This is a genomic window from Longimycelium tulufanense, from assembly GCF_014645795.1.
GTDB classification, from domain to species: domain Bacteria; phylum Actinomycetota; class Actinomycetes; order Mycobacteriales; family Pseudonocardiaceae; genus Longimycelium; species Longimycelium tulufanense.
In genome coordinates, this window is the sequence record NZ_BMMK01000029.1 from 33,377 (window position 1) to 49,017 (window position 15,641).

At 69.4% G+C, this 15,641-nt stretch carries 16 protein-coding genes; 14 read left to right on the forward strand and 2 right to left on the reverse strand.

Annotated features, from left to right (window positions below; translation table 11 throughout):
* Positions 1-91: 91 nt before the first annotated feature.
* Positions 92-2,233, forward strand: a complete 2,142-nt coding sequence (locus IEY55_RS23980; protein ID WP_229686698.1) for a transglycosylase domain-containing protein — start codon at positions 92-94, stop codon at positions 2,231-2,233.
* Between the two features lie 213 nt (positions 2,234-2,446).
* Here the strand turns inward: IEY55_RS23980 and IEY55_RS23985 are convergent, their stop codons facing one another.
* Positions 2,447-3,112, reverse strand: a complete 666-nt coding sequence (locus IEY55_RS23985; protein ID WP_189060801.1) for a phosphoribosyltransferase — start codon at positions 3,110-3,112, stop codon at positions 2,447-2,449.
* 236 nt (positions 3,113-3,348) lie between these two features.
* The gene (locus tag IEY55_RS23990; protein WP_189060832.1) at positions 3,349-3,996 is read right to left on the reverse strand and encodes a dienelactone hydrolase family protein; all 648 of its coding nucleotides are present in this window, start codon (positions 3,994-3,996) and stop codon (positions 3,349-3,351) included.
* 150 nt (positions 3,997-4,146) lie between these two features.
* Here IEY55_RS23990 and IEY55_RS23995 point away from each other — a divergent pair, with 150 nt between their 5' ends.
* From IEY55_RS23995 to IEY55_RS24055, 13 genes are all read left to right on the forward strand, one after another.
* Complete coding sequence (locus IEY55_RS23995) at positions 4,147-4,686, forward strand: hypothetical protein (RefSeq protein ID WP_189060802.1); 540 nt, start codon at positions 4,147-4,149, stop codon at positions 4,684-4,686.
* A 50-nt stretch (positions 4,687-4,736) separates the two neighbouring features.
* Positions 4,737-5,294 (forward strand): Fur family transcriptional regulator, encoded by a 558-nt coding sequence (locus IEY55_RS24000; RefSeq protein WP_229686699.1) that lies wholly within the window; start codon positions 4,737-4,739, stop codon positions 5,292-5,294.
* A complete protein-coding gene (locus IEY55_RS24005; RefSeq protein ID WP_189060803.1) occupies positions 5,291-6,340 on the forward strand; it encodes a ferrochelatase in 1,050 nt (349 codons plus the stop codon). Before IEY55_RS24000 ends, IEY55_RS24005 begins: the two co-directional genes overlap by 4 nt.
* 325 nt (positions 6,341-6,665) lie before the next feature.
* On the forward strand, positions 6,666-7,106 hold the full coding sequence (locus tag IEY55_RS24010) for a helix-turn-helix domain-containing protein (protein ID WP_189060804.1): 441 nt from the start codon (positions 6,666-6,668) through the stop codon (positions 7,104-7,106).
* Positions 7,107-7,575: 469 nt separating this feature from the next.
* Positions 7,576-8,799 (forward strand): cytochrome P450 family protein, encoded by a 1,224-nt coding sequence (locus IEY55_RS24015; RefSeq protein ID WP_229686700.1) that lies wholly within the window; start codon positions 7,576-7,578, stop codon positions 8,797-8,799.
* 102 nt (positions 8,800-8,901) lie between these two features.
* Positions 8,902-9,708 (forward strand): DUF4389 domain-containing protein, encoded by an 807-nt coding sequence (locus IEY55_RS32205; RefSeq protein WP_229686701.1) that lies wholly within the window; start codon positions 8,902-8,904, stop codon positions 9,706-9,708.
* A 128-nt stretch (positions 9,709-9,836) separates the two neighbouring features.
* A complete protein-coding gene (locus IEY55_RS24025) occupies positions 9,837-9,992 on the forward strand; it encodes a hypothetical protein (protein WP_189060805.1) in 156 nt (51 codons plus the stop codon).
* 100 nt (positions 9,993-10,092) lie between these two features.
* Positions 10,093-10,887 carry a VOC family protein gene (locus IEY55_RS24030; protein WP_189060806.1) on the forward strand — a complete coding sequence of 265 codons (795 nt, stop codon included), beginning with the start codon at positions 10,093-10,095 and terminating at the stop codon, positions 10,885-10,887.
* 211 nt (positions 10,888-11,098) lie between these two features.
* Complete coding sequence (locus tag IEY55_RS24035; RefSeq protein ID WP_189060807.1) at positions 11,099-11,521, forward strand: TIGR03618 family F420-dependent PPOX class oxidoreductase; 423 nt, start codon at positions 11,099-11,101, stop codon at positions 11,519-11,521.
* An 82-nt stretch (positions 11,522-11,603) separates the two neighbouring features.
* On the forward strand, positions 11,604-12,803 hold the full coding sequence (gene cbiE, locus IEY55_RS24040; RefSeq protein WP_189060808.1) for a precorrin-6y C5,15-methyltransferase (decarboxylating) subunit CbiE: 1,200 nt from the start codon (positions 11,604-11,606) through the stop codon (positions 12,801-12,803).
* A 127-nt stretch (positions 12,804-12,930) separates the two neighbouring features.
* On the forward strand, positions 12,931-13,701 hold the full coding sequence (gene cobM / locus IEY55_RS24045) for a precorrin-4 C(11)-methyltransferase (protein ID WP_189060809.1): 771 nt from the start codon (positions 12,931-12,933) through the stop codon (positions 13,699-13,701).
* Positions 13,702-13,888: 187 nt separating this feature from the next.
* On the forward strand, positions 13,889-14,290 hold the full coding sequence (locus IEY55_RS24050; protein ID WP_189060810.1) for a nuclear transport factor 2 family protein: 402 nt from the start codon (positions 13,889-13,891) through the stop codon (positions 14,288-14,290).
* A gap of 178 nt (positions 14,291-14,468) precedes the next feature.
* Entirely contained in the window at positions 14,469-15,641 is a 1,173-nt protein-coding gene (locus tag IEY55_RS24055; RefSeq protein ID WP_229686702.1) for a metal-dependent hydrolase family protein, read from the forward strand.

The following is a 15,641-nucleotide window of genomic DNA, read 5'->3' on the forward strand; positions in this document are numbered from 1 at the left end:
CTTGTCGGACGAGTGTCGCCGCGAGCCACGGGTGTGTCACGGGCGGAGTCCATCGATCCGGCCCATGGGCGTGGAAGGGGATGCGCGGACGGTGCGTGTCGCACGTGCGACGGGATTGGCGAAGCTGCTGGGTCTGTGCGTGGCCATGGGGGTGCTCGTGGCCGCCGTGCTGTTCCCCGTCTTCGGCGGCCTCGGGGTGATGTCCAACCAGGCCGTCGACACCATCGACAAGGTCTCCTACAGCGTGGCCAACGTCGACCCGCCCGGCCTGACCACGATCACCGACAAGAACGGTGACCCCATTGCCTACCTGTACAGCCAGGACCGGGTCATGCTGCGCTCGGACCAGATCAGCAAGACCATGAAGGCCGCCATCGTCGCGATCGAGGACCACCGGTTCTTCGAGCACCACGGCGTCGACTGGCAGGGCATCATGCGCGCCGCGGTGAAGAACGCAGGCAGCGGCTCGGTGCAGGGCGGCGGCTCGACCATCACCCAGCAGTACGTGAAGAACTACCTGGCCTTCGCCGTGACCGACGACGTGCAGGAGGGTTACAAGAAGGCCATCGAGCAGTCCGCGGCACGCAAGCTCAAGGAGATCCGGATCGCGCTGGACCTGGAGCGCAACCTCGCCCAGCAGGGCAAGGATCCGATGGAGGTCAAGGACGAGATCCTGACCCGCTACCTGAACATCGTGCCGTTCCTCTACGACATCTACGGGGTCGCCGAGGCCGCACGCGCCTACTTCGGCACCACCGCCGACAACCTGACAGTCCCGCAGGCGGCCCTGTTCGCGGCGATGGTCAACCAGCCGGGTGCGTTGAACCCCTACACCAACCCGGAGGGCGCGAAGAAACGCCGGGACGTGGTCATCGACAAGATGGCCGAGAACCAAATGCTCGAGCCCAACGACCCGGTCGAGAACAAGCGGCTGGCCGAGCAGTACAAGAACGAGCCGCTGGGCATCCTTCCGGGCAGCACGCCCGACCTGCGGCCCAACGGCTGCATCAACGCCGGCCCGGTCGACGGGTTCTTCTGCGAGTACGTGCTGAACTACCTGCAGCGGGCCGGCATCGACCAGCGCACCCTCAAGCGCGGCGGCTACACCATCAAGACCACACTGGACCCCAAGGCCAGCGAGGAGGCCAAGCGCGCGGCGGAGAGCACGGTGCCGCAGAACGCCAGGGGCGTGGCGAACGCGGTGTCCATCGTGGAGCCTGGCAAGGACCGGCACCGGGTGCGGGCCCTGGTCGCCAACCGCGACTACGGCATCCACGCCGAACGTGGCCAGCGTGCGTTCGCGCTGCCGACCACGATGACCGGCTTCGGCGCCGGCTCGATCTTCAAGATCTTCACCACCGCCGCCTACCTGCAGGAGAAGGGTGGCCGGATCAGCCAGTACGTGTCCGTGCCCCCGAGCTACACCTCCCGGGTCTTCAAGGCCGACAACGGGCCGTGGACCGTGGGCAACGCGGGTCGGTACAACTCGTCGATGACGCTGACCGACGCGCTCGCCCAGTCGCCCAACACCACGTTCGTCGAGCTGGAGGAGAAGGCCGGCCTGCGCAACGTGGTCGACATGGCCTACAAGCTCGGCCTGCGGGACAGCCTGAAGGGCGTCGACGAGAACGGCCGACCGCTGAAACCGGGTGACAAGTCGGTGTACGACAAGGTGCTGGACAGCAACATGGGCGCCTTCACCCTCGGAGTGACACCGGTGAACGCCCTGGAACTGTCCAACGTCGCCGCGACGCTGATGAGCGGTGGCAAGTGGTGCCCGCCGAGCCCGATCGAGGAGATCACCGACCGCCACGACAAGAAGGTGCCGATCAAGGAGGCGCCCTGCGAGCAGGTCATCGACGAGGGTCTGGCGAACTCGCTGGTGCAGGCGCTGAGCAAGGATGACCAGGAGGGCGGCACCTCGGCCCGTGCGGCGCGCGCCGAGGACTGGGGCGACCGGCCGATCATCGGTAAGACCGGCACCACCGAGTACTTCAAGTCCTCCGGTTTCCTGGCGGCCACCCCGCAGTACGCGGGCGCCGTGCTCGTCTTCAACGACGACAGCAACCCGCAGTCGATCTGCGCCAACCCGGGCCGGCAGTGCGGTCTGCGCACCGAAGGCGGCGCCTTCGGCGGCAACATCGCGGCGCCGACGTGGTTCCGCGCGATGAAGCCGTTGCACGACGGCTCGCCGGTGAAGGAGCTCCCACAGGCAGATCCGAGGTACCGGTAAGCGGTTCGCACGAATCCGGAACAACCGACGCAGATCCGCCTCGTCGCCTCGCAGCGACGGGGCAGACTGTTGTGCCGATGTGACGATCTCGACGCAGTCCTCACGGTATGGAGCGCGATGCGCGCACACAGATCGCGCCTGGCGTCAGGTCACGTTGCGCCGCACCAGCTCACCACGGTTTCCGCCGGGCTCCGTCGTGGTCGGGCTTGCCGGTCACTGGCTGGCTCGTGCCTGGTCCAGCAGGGAGAGCACTTCCTCGTCCGTGGTTTGCCGGAAGTCGCGGTACCAGCGACCCACCGCGCGGAAGTCGATCGGCTCGGCCACGCACACCACCAGATCGGCATCGGCCTGCAACGCCTCGGCGGAGTCGGGTGCGCACACCGGCGCGGCGAAGACCAACCGCCGCGGCTCGGCCCGGCGCAGCGCGTGCATCGTGGCCCGGGCGGTGACCCCGGTGGCCAACCCGTCGTCCACCACGATGACGTCCCGCCCCGCCAGGGAGATCCCGGGCCGCCCCGCCCGGTACAGCTCCAGCCGGCGCCGCGCCTCGGCCTGCTCCCGGTCGCAGACGTCCTGCAGGTCCTCCGGGGTGAGCCGGAGCATGGCCAGGCTGCGGTGGTCGTAGATGGGTGGCCCGTCGGCGGTCACCGCGCCCACGCCGAACTCCGGCTGGAACGGCGCGCCGATCTTGCGGGTCACGGCCACGTCCAGCGGTGCGTGCAGGACGCGGGCGACCTCGAAGGCCACCGGCACCCCGCCTCGGGCCAGGCCGAGCACGACCGGGTCGGTCCATTCCTGTCCGGCCAGCCGGGCGGCCAGCTGGCGGCCACCCTCCTGCCGGTCGGCGTACCGCTGGTCGGTGAGCTGTCCCCAGCGCATGGCTTGCCTCCTCAACGGTGGCGTCGGCGGCGGCGCGGGGCGTCGCGGGTCCAGTGTTGCACTGCTCGGTTCCGGGCTTCGCTGTGCGCCTTGTCGCTGGGTGGTGATGCCGGCTTGGCCCATCACCTCACTGTGTCCGATTGCTCGGTTCCGGGCTTCGCTGTGCGCCTTGTCGCTGCGTGGCGATGCTCGCTTCGCCCGTCCCTCGCAGTGTCCCGCCGCGGCTGCTCTCTCGCCTAGAGCAGGTGCTCCCGGAACCAGTGGGTGGCCAGCTCGGCGACCCGCTCGAGGGCGCCCGGCTCGCTGAACAGGTGGCCGGCCCCCGGCACGACGGTGATCTGGTGCGGTGCGGTCAGCTGTGCCGCGGCATGCCGGTTGAGCTGGAGCACCTGGTGATCGTTCGCGCCCACGATCAGCAGCGTGGGTGCCCGCACGTCGACCAGGGCGCCACCGGCCAGGTCGGGGCGGCCACCGCGGGAGACCACGGCACTGACCCGATCCGCGCGTCGGGCGGCCGCAACCAGCGCGGCGGCAGCACCGGTGCTGGCGCCGAACAGGCCCAGCGGTAGGTGCTTGGTGCCCGGGGACTCGGTGACCCGCTCGATGGCCGTGACAAGGCGGTCCGCGAGCAGGGTGATATCGAAGCGCAGCTCGGTGGTCCGGGCGTCGACCTCCTCCTCGTCGGTGGTGAGCAGGTCCAGCAACAGCGTCGCGATGTTGGCGTCCTGCAGCACCTGGGCGACCGCGCGGTTGCGCGGGCTGTGCCGGGAGCTTCCGGAACCATGTGCGAACAAGACGATCCCGGTCGCGTTGTCCGGCACCGCGAGGTCACCGGTGAGCTGTCCCCGACCGAGTGGGCCCTCGGTCTCGATGTTGAGCGCCATCAGTTGGCTCACGGCACACGTCACCTCCCCATCTACCCCCTGGCCACGGGTACCCGCGGCACTCTTCCCCACACCGCCCATCCGGCCACCTTTGACATGGACATTGTCTAAACTAGGGGTCGTCCGGGTTGGACGAGTACGGGAGCCGCCATGTACAGCCACCAGCGCACCGCCGCCGCGCAACGTCGTCAAGGTCGCCGTCCGGGGCCGCCTCGGGCCGGCCACGGCCAGCCCCCTTCCCGTGCGGCCGAGGGTCACGACGCGCGGCCCGAGCTGCTCGTCGGACACCTCGCGGAGCTGCGTGCCCTGACTCGCGGCCTGGCCGCCGCCACGGGTGCGGAACCGGCTGATCCGCTCCTCGCCGAACAGGTTGACGAGCTGACGGGCGCCGAGCGCGACATCGCCGGTGAGATCCGCCGGCTCCGCGACCGCTACCGGGTCGCCGACCCCGGCGAGCGCCCCGCACCCGGAGCCGTGGGCAACGGCCGCTTCCTCCGGGACCGCCTCGCCGAGATCCACGTCCGTGCCGTGCGCACCGCCCAGCGCGCGTTGCTCATCGCCGCCGCGCTCGGCGAGGCCAACACCGCCGTCCTGCTGGGCATGCGGATGCTGGCCCACCAGCGCCACGCCGGCCGGCTCAGCTCGCCTCCGGGCGACGTGCCGCAGGTCACCGCGGCCCGCCCGGCATGATGCTGCGGCGAGCACGACGCCCGGAGGCGGGGGAATCGAGGTGATGGGCCGTGGGGACCAGTGACGCGGGGTTGGTCGAGCGCATCCAGGCCGCCGGGATGCGGGCCACCGGTCCCCGGCTCGCCGTGGCCGCCGCGCTCGAGGAGATGGGCGGGCACCGCACCGCGGACGAGGTGCACGCGCACCTGGTACGCGCCGGGACCCGGATCCCGCGCGCCAGCGTCTACAACGCGTTGGCGGCCCTGACCGGTGCCGGCATCTGCGCCGTCGCCGACGTCGGTCACGGGCCAGCGGTCTACGAGGTCAACCGGGGTTGGCATCACCACTTCGTGTGCCGCATCTGCCGGCGGGTCAGCGACGTCGACTGCGAGGTCGGTACCAGCCCCTGCCTCACCCCGGACGGCGCGGTCGGTCTGGTCGAACAGGCTCAGGTGATCTTCCGCGGGATCTGCCCGGAATGCCTGGCGGGGGCACCGGACCGAACCGACGCCGCCGCAGCCGGAAACATCACCCCGGAGGGGTCCACCCGCGAGCAGCTCCGGACGCGGACGGCCCGCACTAGCACGGATCGGGTGCGGGCGCGCCGCACCGACGAGGAGGATGCGTGAGCTTCGACGCGTTGATGGTGTTGTCGTTCGGCGGGCCGGAGGGGCCGGACGACGTGCGGCCGTTCCTGGAGAACGTGACGCGCGGGCGGGGCGTGCCGCCGGAGCGCCTGGACGAGGTGGCCGAGCACTACCTGCACTTCGGTGGCGTCTCGCCGCTGAACCGGCTCAATCAGGACATCATCGCCGCGGTCGAGGCGGAACTGAAGCGCTGGGGCATCGACATGCCGGTGTACTTCGGCAACCGCAACTGGCACCCGCTGGTCGAGGACACCGTGGCGCGGATGGCCGCCGACGGCGTGCACCGCGCGCTCGTCCTCGCCACCAGCGCGTACGGCGGCTACTCGGCCTGTCGCCAGTACGACGAGGACATCGTGCGCGCCCGCACCGCGTTCGGCGACGGCGCGCCGGACCTGGTCAAGCTCCGCCAGTTCTTCGACCACCCGCTGTTCGTCGAGGCCGCCGCCGACGCGGTGCGGGGCGCATACGACGAGCTGCCCCCCAACACGCGGGACGCGGCCCGGCTGGTGTTCACCGCGCACTCCATCCCGACCGCCGCCGACGCGGCCGCCGGCCCGGCAGAGGGAGACGGCCACCGCTACTCGCGGCAGGTGGCGGAGGCATCCCGGCTCGTGGCCGAGGCCGTCGGTGTACCCGAGTTCGACGTGGTGTGGCAGTCCCGATCCGGGCCGCCGCAGGTGCCCTGGCTGGAGCCGGACATCGTGGACCACCTCGAGACGGTGCGTGCCGGCGGCGCCCGCGCCGTGGTCGTTTGCCCGATCGGGTTCGTCTCCGATCACCTCGAGGTGATCTGGGACCTGGACACCGAGGCCCGGCAGCGCGCCGGGGAGCTGGGCATGGCGTTCACCCGAACCGCCACCGTCGGTCCCGATCCGCGCTTCGCCGAGCTGGTCGTCGAGCTGGTCCGGGAGCACACCGAGGGGCTGCCCGCGCGGAAGTGCTCGTCCCTGCCGGCCGCGGGCTGCACGGTCAACGGCGAGCCGTGCGCGACCGGCTGCTGCGCACCGGTCCGCCCCCGCAGCTCCTAGCCGTTTGCGCACGTCGTGGGCCCGGACGGGGCAGGAACCGGGCCCACGACGTGGTCGAACGCGTGGTGGGCGAACCCCCAGGTACCGTCCACCACGCCGCGGCGGAATCCCCCAGTCGATCCGCCTCGTCCGAACGGCCGGACAACTGATATGAAGTGGGTGTGGGACCCTGAGGCCCTGTGGTTTCACATCAGTTGTGACCGGCGAGCGCGATGTAACCAGTCGGACCCGCGGAGTGTCAACTCCCGTGGCTCTGGGGTGGTAGTACGGTTCACCTCAGTTGAGACTTCGGGCTGGGGTCCGTGTCGGTTTTCGGAGGGATCACATGGCCGCGAGCGAGCGCCCGCTGTGGACGTTGGCCGACAAGCTGAACCATCTCTTCGAGACGGTGCATCCGGCCGGGCGCGGCCCCTACAGCAACGAGGAGGTCGCCGCGGGCATCCGTGACTCCGGCGGCGCCACCATCTCCGCGACCTACATCTGGTTGCTCCGCAAGGGCCAGCGGGACAACCCCACCATGCGGCACCTGGAGGCGCTGGCCGCCTTCTTCGGCGTGCCGCCCGCCTACTTCTTCGACGACGAGACGGCCGAGGACGTCCGGGCCGAGCTCGAACTGCTGCACGCGCTGCGCGACACCGGGGTGCAGAAGGTGGCGCTGCGGGCGGCCGGTCTCTCGCCGCGCAGCCTCGACTCGATCGTCGAGATGATCAAGCGGGTACGCGAGTTGGAGGGCCTGCCCCGCGAGACCAGTGGGGAGAACAGCTGACGGGCCGTTCATCGGTGTTTCCGGGCTGTTGGTCGAACAGACCGGCGTTGCGCACCGGTGCTCGGCCGCTCCTGGGAGAACTTCCATAACCGCGGTGCGGTGCGGCGCAAGGTCGCCGGGGCGCACCTGTGGATTGCCCACCCCCGCCGAATTCGTTGCCCAGGACCACCACGCTGGCGAGAACCAGGCCCGTGATCGCGATGGAGACTCCAGGACCTGTGGCGATCCGTCTTGCGGACACATCGACCAAGAACCGGTCCTTGTCGATCAGGTGGAGCCGCTTTGCCCGACAGGGTATCGGCTGATGGAGCAGGAAGTAGACCAGGGAAACAGTCGCTGAGATCCATGCAACGAGGGATCAGACGCCCCGACGGTCGCGTCCCCTGCCCGGGACCGGGTGTGATGTGCTGTTGCCGGTCGTGCCGAGGGGACGCGGTAACCGCTGTGACGGGGAACAGGGAAGGGTGCTGTGAGGGCCGACGAGCTGTCGATGCCGTTCGACGAGGAGTTCCTCGCCGACCCGCATGCCGGCTACGCCAAACTCCGCGCGGAGGCGCCGGTACACCGCATCCGCGCCCCTGACGGTTCCCCGGTCTGGCTGGTCACCCGCTACGCCGACGTCAAGGCGTGCCTCGCCGATCCCCGTCTCTCGGTGGACAAGACCAACTCGCGTGGCCACGGTTACAAGGGGTTCGAGCTGCCGCCGGCGTTGGATCGCAATCTTATGAACATGGACGCGCCGGACCACACTCGGCTACGCAAGTTGGTGTCCAAGGCGTTCACGCCTAGGTATCTGGCGGAAATGCATGAGCGCGTCCAGCTGGTGGCGGATGCCCTCATCGACGCGATAGTCCCGCGTGGCCAGGCGGATCTCGTTCGGTCCTACGCACTGCCTCTTCCCGCGATGGTGGTGTGCGACATGCTGGGCGTCCCCGATCACGATCGGGAAGAATTTCGGGGATGGGTGCTCGACCTGTTCGCCCCTGATTCCAGCGAGCCCGTGCGCGCAAAGGAGAAGCTACGGTCGGCCGTGGGGAAGATGCAGCAGTTCTTCGTCCGGCTCGTGGCAGCCAAGCGCAAGAAGCCGGGCCCGGACCTGTTGTCGCAGTGGGTTCTGCTTCGTGACGAAGGGGACGGCCTTTCCGAGGATGAGCTGACCTCGTTGGCCTTCCTCACCGTGATCGCGGGGTACGAGAACCCGGTGAACACCATCTCCATTGGGGTCTGGACCCTGCTCCAGCGTCCAGACCTCGCCGCGGACCTGCGCGACGAGCCTGGTCAGCTCGCGTCAGTCGTGGACGAACTGCTCCGCCACGACGGCCCGCTTCCGCTTGCGGTTCGCCGCTTCCCCTTGGCGGACATCGAGATCGGCGGCGTACGGATCCCCACCGGTGAGACCGTGATGCTCGGCATCATGTCCGCGAACCGCGACCCCGCGCAGTTCAGCGAACCGGACTTGTTCGACGTCCAACGGACGGACAACCGGCACCTGAGCTTCGGGCACGGCATCCACTACTGCCTCGGCGCCGCGCTCGCCCGGATCACCGCTCAGGTCGCCCTCGGTACGGTCCTGCGCCGGTTCCCGGACCTCCGGCTCGCCGATCCGGCCGCCGCGCCGCGGTGGCGGCAGTCGTTCCGTAGCCGTGGCCTGGCCGAGCTGCCGGTCCGCTTCTCGCCGGCCTCGCTCAAGTGATCGTCGCCCGACCGGGCGAACATCGTTATCGGTGTGGCCCAGCTCCGACGGGACCGTCCACACTGGACGCCATTGGTCACCTGTCGGAGAGGGGCGATCCCCATGACGACGGCCGAGGGTGGCGCGCCCACCGGCGGTGAGCCGGACCGCGCCGGCGAATACCCGTTGCGTTTCCACGTGGACTACCCCGACCGCCCGCTGAACCGGCTGACGACGCTGCTGCGGCTCATCGTCGTCATTCCCGTTGGCATCGTGTTGGCCACCGTCAACGGCGGTGGCCTGACCTGGGTCTGGGACCGTGGCTGGGTCACCGGCGGCTGGCTGTGGCACCAGGTCTGGGGTACCGACAGCTGGGTGGTGTACCGGGACTGGCAGGTCGAGTCCCCGGTGTGGACCGCCTACTGGGACGGCACCGTCGTGCCGGGGCCGGACTGGCCCGGCTACTGGGTCCTGGCCGGCGCGGGTGGACTGCTGTTCTTCGGGCCGCTGCTGATGATCCTGTTCCGGCAGAAGTACCCGCGGTGGTGGTTCGACTGGAACCTGAACCTGTTCCGGTTCCAGAACCGGGTGTCGGTCTACCTGGCGCTGCTCCGGGACGAGTACCCCTCCACCGACGAGGAGCAGGCGGTCCACCTCGACATCGACTACCCCGACGTGCCGCGGGACCTCAACCGCTGGCTGCCGCTGGTGAAGTGGTTGCTGGCCATCCCGCACTACATCCTGCTGTTCTTCCTCAACATCGCGCTGGTGATCGCCGCGATCATCGCGTGGTTCGCCATCCTGTTCACCGGCCGCTACCCGAGTGGACTGTTCGGCTTCGTGGTCGGGGTGTTGCGGTGGAACAACCGGGTCACCGCCTACGCCTTCCTGCTCTTCACCGACCGCTACCCGCCGTTCCGGCTGAGCTGAGCGGCACCATGTCCTCCGGGCCCCGGCCGGTCGCCGGGGCCCGGTGTCGTGTCGGCCGCGTGGGTCGCGGGGCGTGGGTGACACCCTCCCGGTCACCAGCGGAACCTGGCCATGGCCGAGCGGATGCGGTGGGGCTCGGTGCAGGCGCCGGTGGGATCGCCACGGAACTGGTCATGGGCGAGGTGTTCGTGCTCGGGCTGTGCCGGTACGACGTCGCGGAGCCGCTGCCGGCCGCCCGGCGTTCCCGGTTGTCCCTGGTGAGTCCGGCGGTGTCGAACATGTGATCGAGAAATTGTCGGTGACCGCTGCCATGCTCCGTCCCGTTGGGGCATGGCCTCCGCCACGCCCCGGCCGTTGTCGCTACCGACCAACACGGAGGGCTCTGTGCTCACGACCAACTACGTGCCCGGTGTCCCGGCCTGGCTCGACTTCGGAGCCGAGGACATCGAGGCGGCGAAGGAGTTCTACGGGTCCCTGTTCGGGTGGGGATTCTGGTCCGCCGGCCCGGAGGCCGGCGGGTACGGCATGTTCCACCTGGACGAGAAGATCGTGGCCGCTGTCGGGCCGCTCGTGGAGGAGGGCGCCCGGCCGAGCTGGACGCTGTACTTCCACACCACCGACGCCGACGCCGCCGCGAAGGCAGTCGAGCAGGCGGGCGGCACGGTCCGGGTGAGCCCGTTCGACATCTTCGACCAGGGGCGGATGGCCGCCTTCACCGATCCCGAGGGTGCCCAGTTCGCGGTCTGGCAGCCGTACCAGCGCCCGGGCCTGGATACGGTGTCGGCGCAGAACTCGCTCTGCTGGACGGAGCTGTACACCCCGGATGTCGCCGCGAGCAAGGACTTCTACCGGACGGTCTTCTCTTGGGACTACCAGGACAACACCATGTCCGATGGGTTCACCTACACCATCGTCCTCCCCGCCGGCGGTGGAAAGGAGACCAGCCAGAGCGGGATTATTGGGATCAGCGAGGAGATGCGAAAGGGAGGTCTGGAACCGCACTGGCAGCCGTGGTTCGAGGTGGCCGACTGCGACGCCGCGGTGTCCGCAGCGACCTCGCGCGGAGGCAGGGGGCTCATGGGGCCCGAGGACGTGGAAGGTGTTGGCCGGATCGCCGTGGTCGCCGACCCCTTCGACGCCGTGTTCGGGGTGATGACGAGCGCAACGCCCGAAGGCTGATCCAGCGCGGGGTGATGGTTCGGGGCGGCGGGAAGGAACTACGCCGTTCCGAACCGTCGCGCTCCTGATGCCGGTTCACCACGTGAGGAAGTGCGGCGAAGCGCCGCCGCTGGTGATCCAGGCGGCCTATTTCTGGTGGGGCCCGGCCGGGGGAGTGAAGGACGAGACTGGCCGAGTGATTTCGCGCGCCGCGTCCGGCAGGATCGGGCCCATGGCGACGTGGGTGCGTGGGTCCGGTGTCAAGCTGTCCGAGCTGGGTGACGGGTTCCGGGCCTTCTGGCAGGAGTACCGCTTCTCCACCCTGACCACCCTGCGGCCCGACAACACACCCCACGTCGTGCCGGTCGGTGTCACCGTCGACCTCGATACCGCGACCGCGCGGGTGACCTGCTCGCGGAGTTCTCGCAAGGCCCGCAACGTGCTCGGGGCCGGGCCGGAGGGTGCACTCGTCGCACTCTGCCAGGTCGATGGTCCGCGCTGGTCGACCCTGGAGGGTCGCGCCGTGCTCCGGGACGAGCCCGAGGCCGTGGCCGACGCCGTGCGCCGCTACACCGAGCGCTACAAGCCGCCCCGGGTGAACCCGGAGCGTGTCGTCATCGAGATCTCCATCACCCGGGTCCTCGGCAACGCCTGATCCACCCCAATGACCAGCGAACACTTCGCCGACCCGGCCACCGCCACGGGCGGGGCACTGCCGTCGGCTACCGTCTCCGCCCGTGGTCACGGTTGTGGGGATCGGTGCGGATGGCTGGGCGGGCCTGTCACCCGCGGCACAGGAAGCCGTGCGCTCCGCAGAGGTGCTCATGGGCAGCACACGGCAACTCGACCTCATCCCAGCCACCCCCGCCGACCGCGTCACCTGGCCCTCGCCCCTGCTCCCGGCCCTGGCCGGGCTGCTGGACGAACACCGCGACCGCGACCTCTGCGTGCTGGCCAGCGGCGACCCCATGTTCTTCGGCATCGGCATCACGCTCGTCCGGTTGCTGGGACCGCAACAGGTCCGCGTCGTACCGCATCCCTCGTCGGTGTCCCTGGCCTGCGCGCGCCTGGGCTGGCCCCTGCAGCACACCGAGGTGATCACCCTCGTCGGCCGCCCGGTCGAAACCCTGCATCCCGCGATCCAGCCCGCGAACCGGATGCTGGTCCTCAGCGCGGACGGCAGCACCCCGGCCAAGGTCGCGAAGCTGCTGACCGACCGGGGCTACGGCGCCAGCACCCTCGCCGTGCTCGAACAGCTCGGTGGCCCAGGGGAACGGCACGTCACCGGCGCCGCAGCCACCTGGGCCCACCGCGAGGTGAACGCGCTCAACGTCGTTGCCGTCGAGTGCCATGCCGACCCGGCGGCTCCCCTGCTGCCCCGCGTCCCCGGCCTGCCCGACGACGCCTTCGACCACGACGGCCAGCTCACCAAACGAGAGGTTCGGGCCGTCACACTCTCCCGTCTCGCCCCGGTTCCCGGCGAACTCCTGTGGGACGTGGGCGGCGGCGCGGGCAGCATCGCGATCGAGTGGATGCGCACCCACCCGACGTGCCGTGCGATCGCCATCGAGCAGCACCCCGAGCGGGCAGAGCGGATGGGACGCAACGCTGCCGCCCTCGGCGTCCCGGGACTCCAGGTGGTCACCGGTAAGGCGCCGGATGCACTGGCCGGCCTGGAACAACCCGCAGCCGTGTTCGTAGGCGGCGGTGTCACGGCACCCGGTGTCCTGGAGACGTGTTGGGAGGCCCTACGGTCGGGCGGACGGCTGGTCGCCAACGCCGTGACGATGGAGTCCGAGGTCGTTGTCGCCGACTGGCAGCACCACCTCGGAGGTGACCTGGTCCGGCTCGCCGTCCACCGCGCATCCCCGGTCGGCGGTTTCACCGGGTGGCGACCGATGATGCCGGTGACGGTGTGGGCGGTGACCAAGCGGTGAACCGGAGCATCGACCGAACACGGTGGTCCCGCACAGCACCACAGGCCACCACGGGCGAAGCCGGGTCGCGTGGGCCTGTGGTTGCCCGCCAAATGCGGCTGTTCCCCGACACCCAGGAGGCGCAGGCATGACCGTGCACTTCATCGGCGCCGGCCCCGGTGCGGCCGACCTCATCACGGTGCGCGGTCAGTCGTTGATCGCCTCCTCGCCGGTGTGCCTCTACGCGGGCTCCCTCGTGCCACCGGAGCTGCTGAGCCACTGCCCCCCCGGCGTGCGACTGGTCGACACCGCCAACCTGACCCTGGACGAGATCGTCGACGAGATGCTCGACGCCCACACCCAGGGCCTCGACGTCGCGCGCCTGCACTCCGGCGACCCGTCGGTGTTCAGCGCGATGGCCGAGCAGATGCGTCGGCTGGACGCGGCAGGGATCCCATACGACGTGACGCCTGGTGTCCCGGCGTTCGCCGCGGCCGCCGCCACGTTGACCCGGGAGCTGACCGTGCCCGGCGTCGGGCAGACCGTCATTCTCACCCGCACCTCGGCCCGGGCCACCCCGATGCCGCCCGGCGAGGACCTGGCCACCCTCGGGCGGAGCCGGGCCACGATGGTCCTGCACCTGGCGGTGCAACGCATCGAACAGCTCGTCGAGGAGCTGACGCCACACTATGGCGCGGACTGCCCGGTCGCCGTGGTGACCCGGGCGAGCCGTGCGGACGAGGTTGTCCTGCGCGGCACCCTCGCCGACATCGCCGACCAGGTCCGTGCCGCCGGAATCGTCCGCACCGCGGTCGTAGTGGTCGGGCAGGTGCTCACCGCCGCGCAGTTCCCCGACAGCCACCTGTACTCGCCCGACCGGTGCCGATCCCTCACGAACCAGCATCCCGGCCGGGAGTAAAACCCCGAGCACAACGAAATTCACCATTTGTTGTGCGCTGTGACCCTTGTTGCCCGTGTTTCATCGCTGGCAGAAATGTGCGCTGGGTCCGTTGCCACACTTGACAGATTTGTGTATGAAGTAACTACTCTCAGGATGGGGATGGGGTCGCATCACCTGCGGCCCGTCGGGGTAAGGGGGTAGGGAAATGTTGCTGCTTCAGCGCATCCGGGAAGCCGTCGAGGAAGCCGCCCGAACGGGTAACTACCGGCCGTTGTCGGACCAGTTCGCCCCGGATGGCCGGGTCTACTCGTTGATGCGGGCCCATCCGCACGAGGGAAGGTTGTCGATCCTGAAATTTTTCGGGCTGGTCGGCACCATGACCGAGGAAATGCGGATCGTTGGCCTCCTCTCCGATATCGGCGGTGACGGGAACCGGCCCGGGGGAACGCACGGCCTACTGTTCGAGTCCACGATCAACGGGCAGCCCCTCGACGGTATTTGCGTCATCGAACTCGACGACCAGGGCCAGGTCACCACGATGCGCGTGATGTCCGGCGTGCCGCAGGCACTTCGCGCATTCGGTACCTCGTCGGTCACCGCGGCCTGAACACCTCGCCGTTCCGGCAAGGAACGACACCTCGGGGCGCCAACCTGGCCGGTGCGTTCCAAGCGCGGCACAGCCGCGCCGCTGTGATCTCGGATACCGAAGGTGTCCAATCATGGCGGTGCCGAGGGCTCGCGTTCTATCGTCCCGCCTGAAAATGGGAGAAGGCGGGGGAAGATAGGTGAATAGCGAACGGTCCGGTGTCCGTGCGGCCCGCATGTTCGACGGCGAGGTACTGCACGAGGGGCCGGTGTTACTCGTGCTGGAGGCGGGCCGGATCCGGGACGTCGACCTGACCGGCGCTCCGCCGCCGCGCGGCGTCGAGCTCGTCGAGTTCGCCGACTCGACGTTGCTGCCCGGCTTGGTCGACGCACACAGCCATCTCGCCTGGGATCCGGACCAGCCGGCCGAGAAAATCGCCACCGAGGACGAGGCGAGCTTGCTGGCGCGGACACGCCGGCACGCCGAAAAGGCCCTGCGTGCCGGGGTCACCACGGTACGCGACCTCGGTGATCGTGCTTTCGTCTCGCTGAAAGCACGCAACGAATACCGTGCCGGGCAGGCAATCGGTCCCGAGTTGCTGGTTGCTGGACCACCGATCACTCGGACCGGCGGCCACTGTTGGTATCTCGGTGGGGAGGCCGATGCTCGCGACGAGGTCGTTGCTGCTGTCGTGGAACGGGCTCGGCTCGGGGTCGACCTGGTTAAGGTGATGGCTACCGGGGGATTCACCTCGAAGAACTCGAATCCGTTCCAGCCGGCGTACTCCCTCGAGCAGTTGACAGCACTGGTTCGTGCCGCACACGAACACAAACTCCGCGTCACCGCGCACGCACATGCCACGGCAGGAATCGCAACCGCGATCGAAGCCGGCGTGGATGGTGTCGAGCACTGCACCTTCGTCAGCGAGAATGGTGTGGCGCTCGATCCCGAACTCGTCGAAACCATGGCGGCCAAAGGGATCTGGGTGGGCACAACCATCGGTAGGGAACGCCCCGGCCGCCCACCCGAGGCGGCCAGGCTCATCAAGCAGCTTCTTCCGAATGCCCTGGAACTCCGCCGACGTGGGGTGCCGTTGGTGTTGTGCACGGATGCCGGCATCAACGAGACCAGGCCCCACGACGTGTTGCCGTCCGACCTCGTCTATGCCGCCCACCGCGGATTCACCAATCAGGACGTGTTGACCATCGCGACCTCCGATGCCGCCGCCTCGTGCAACGTCGGCGACCGAAAAGGCCGTATCGCGCCGGGCTACGACGCCGACCTCATCGCGGTACCGGGCAATCCGCTGCACCGCATCGAGAACCTCCTCGACGTCCAGGCGGTGTTCCGCGGCGGCCACCGCGTACGTTGA

Bases quoted from the DNA above. Each gene is read 5' to 3' on its own strand.
- IEY55_RS24050 (WP_189060810.1), top strand. From the start codon at position 13,889: ATGTTGCTGCTTCAGCGCATCCGGGAAGCCGTCGAGGAAGCCGCCCGA.
- IEY55_RS24010 (WP_189060804.1), top strand. From the start codon at position 6,666: ATGGCCGCGAGCGAGCGCCCGCTGTGGACGTTGGCCGACAAGCTGAAC.
- IEY55_RS23990 (WP_189060832.1), bottom strand. From the start codon at position 3,996: ATGGCGCTCAACATCGAGACCGAGGGCCCACTCGGTCGGGGACAGCTC.
- IEY55_RS24035 (WP_189060807.1), top strand. From the start codon at position 11,099: ATGGCGACGTGGGTGCGTGGGTCCGGTGTCAAGCTGTCCGAGCTGGGT.
- cobM (WP_189060809.1), top strand. From the start codon at position 12,931: ATGACCGTGCACTTCATCGGCGCCGGCCCCGGTGCGGCCGACCTCATC.
- IEY55_RS32205 (WP_229686701.1), top strand. From the start codon at position 8,902: ATGACGACGGCCGAGGGTGGCGCGCCCACCGGCGGTGAGCCGGACCGC.
- IEY55_RS23995 (WP_189060802.1), top strand. From the start codon at position 4,147: ATGTACAGCCACCAGCGCACCGCCGCCGCGCAACGTCGTCAAGGTCGC.
- IEY55_RS23985 (WP_189060801.1), bottom strand. From the start codon at position 3,112: ATGCGCTGGGGACAGCTCACCGACCAGCGGTACGCCGACCGGCAGGAG.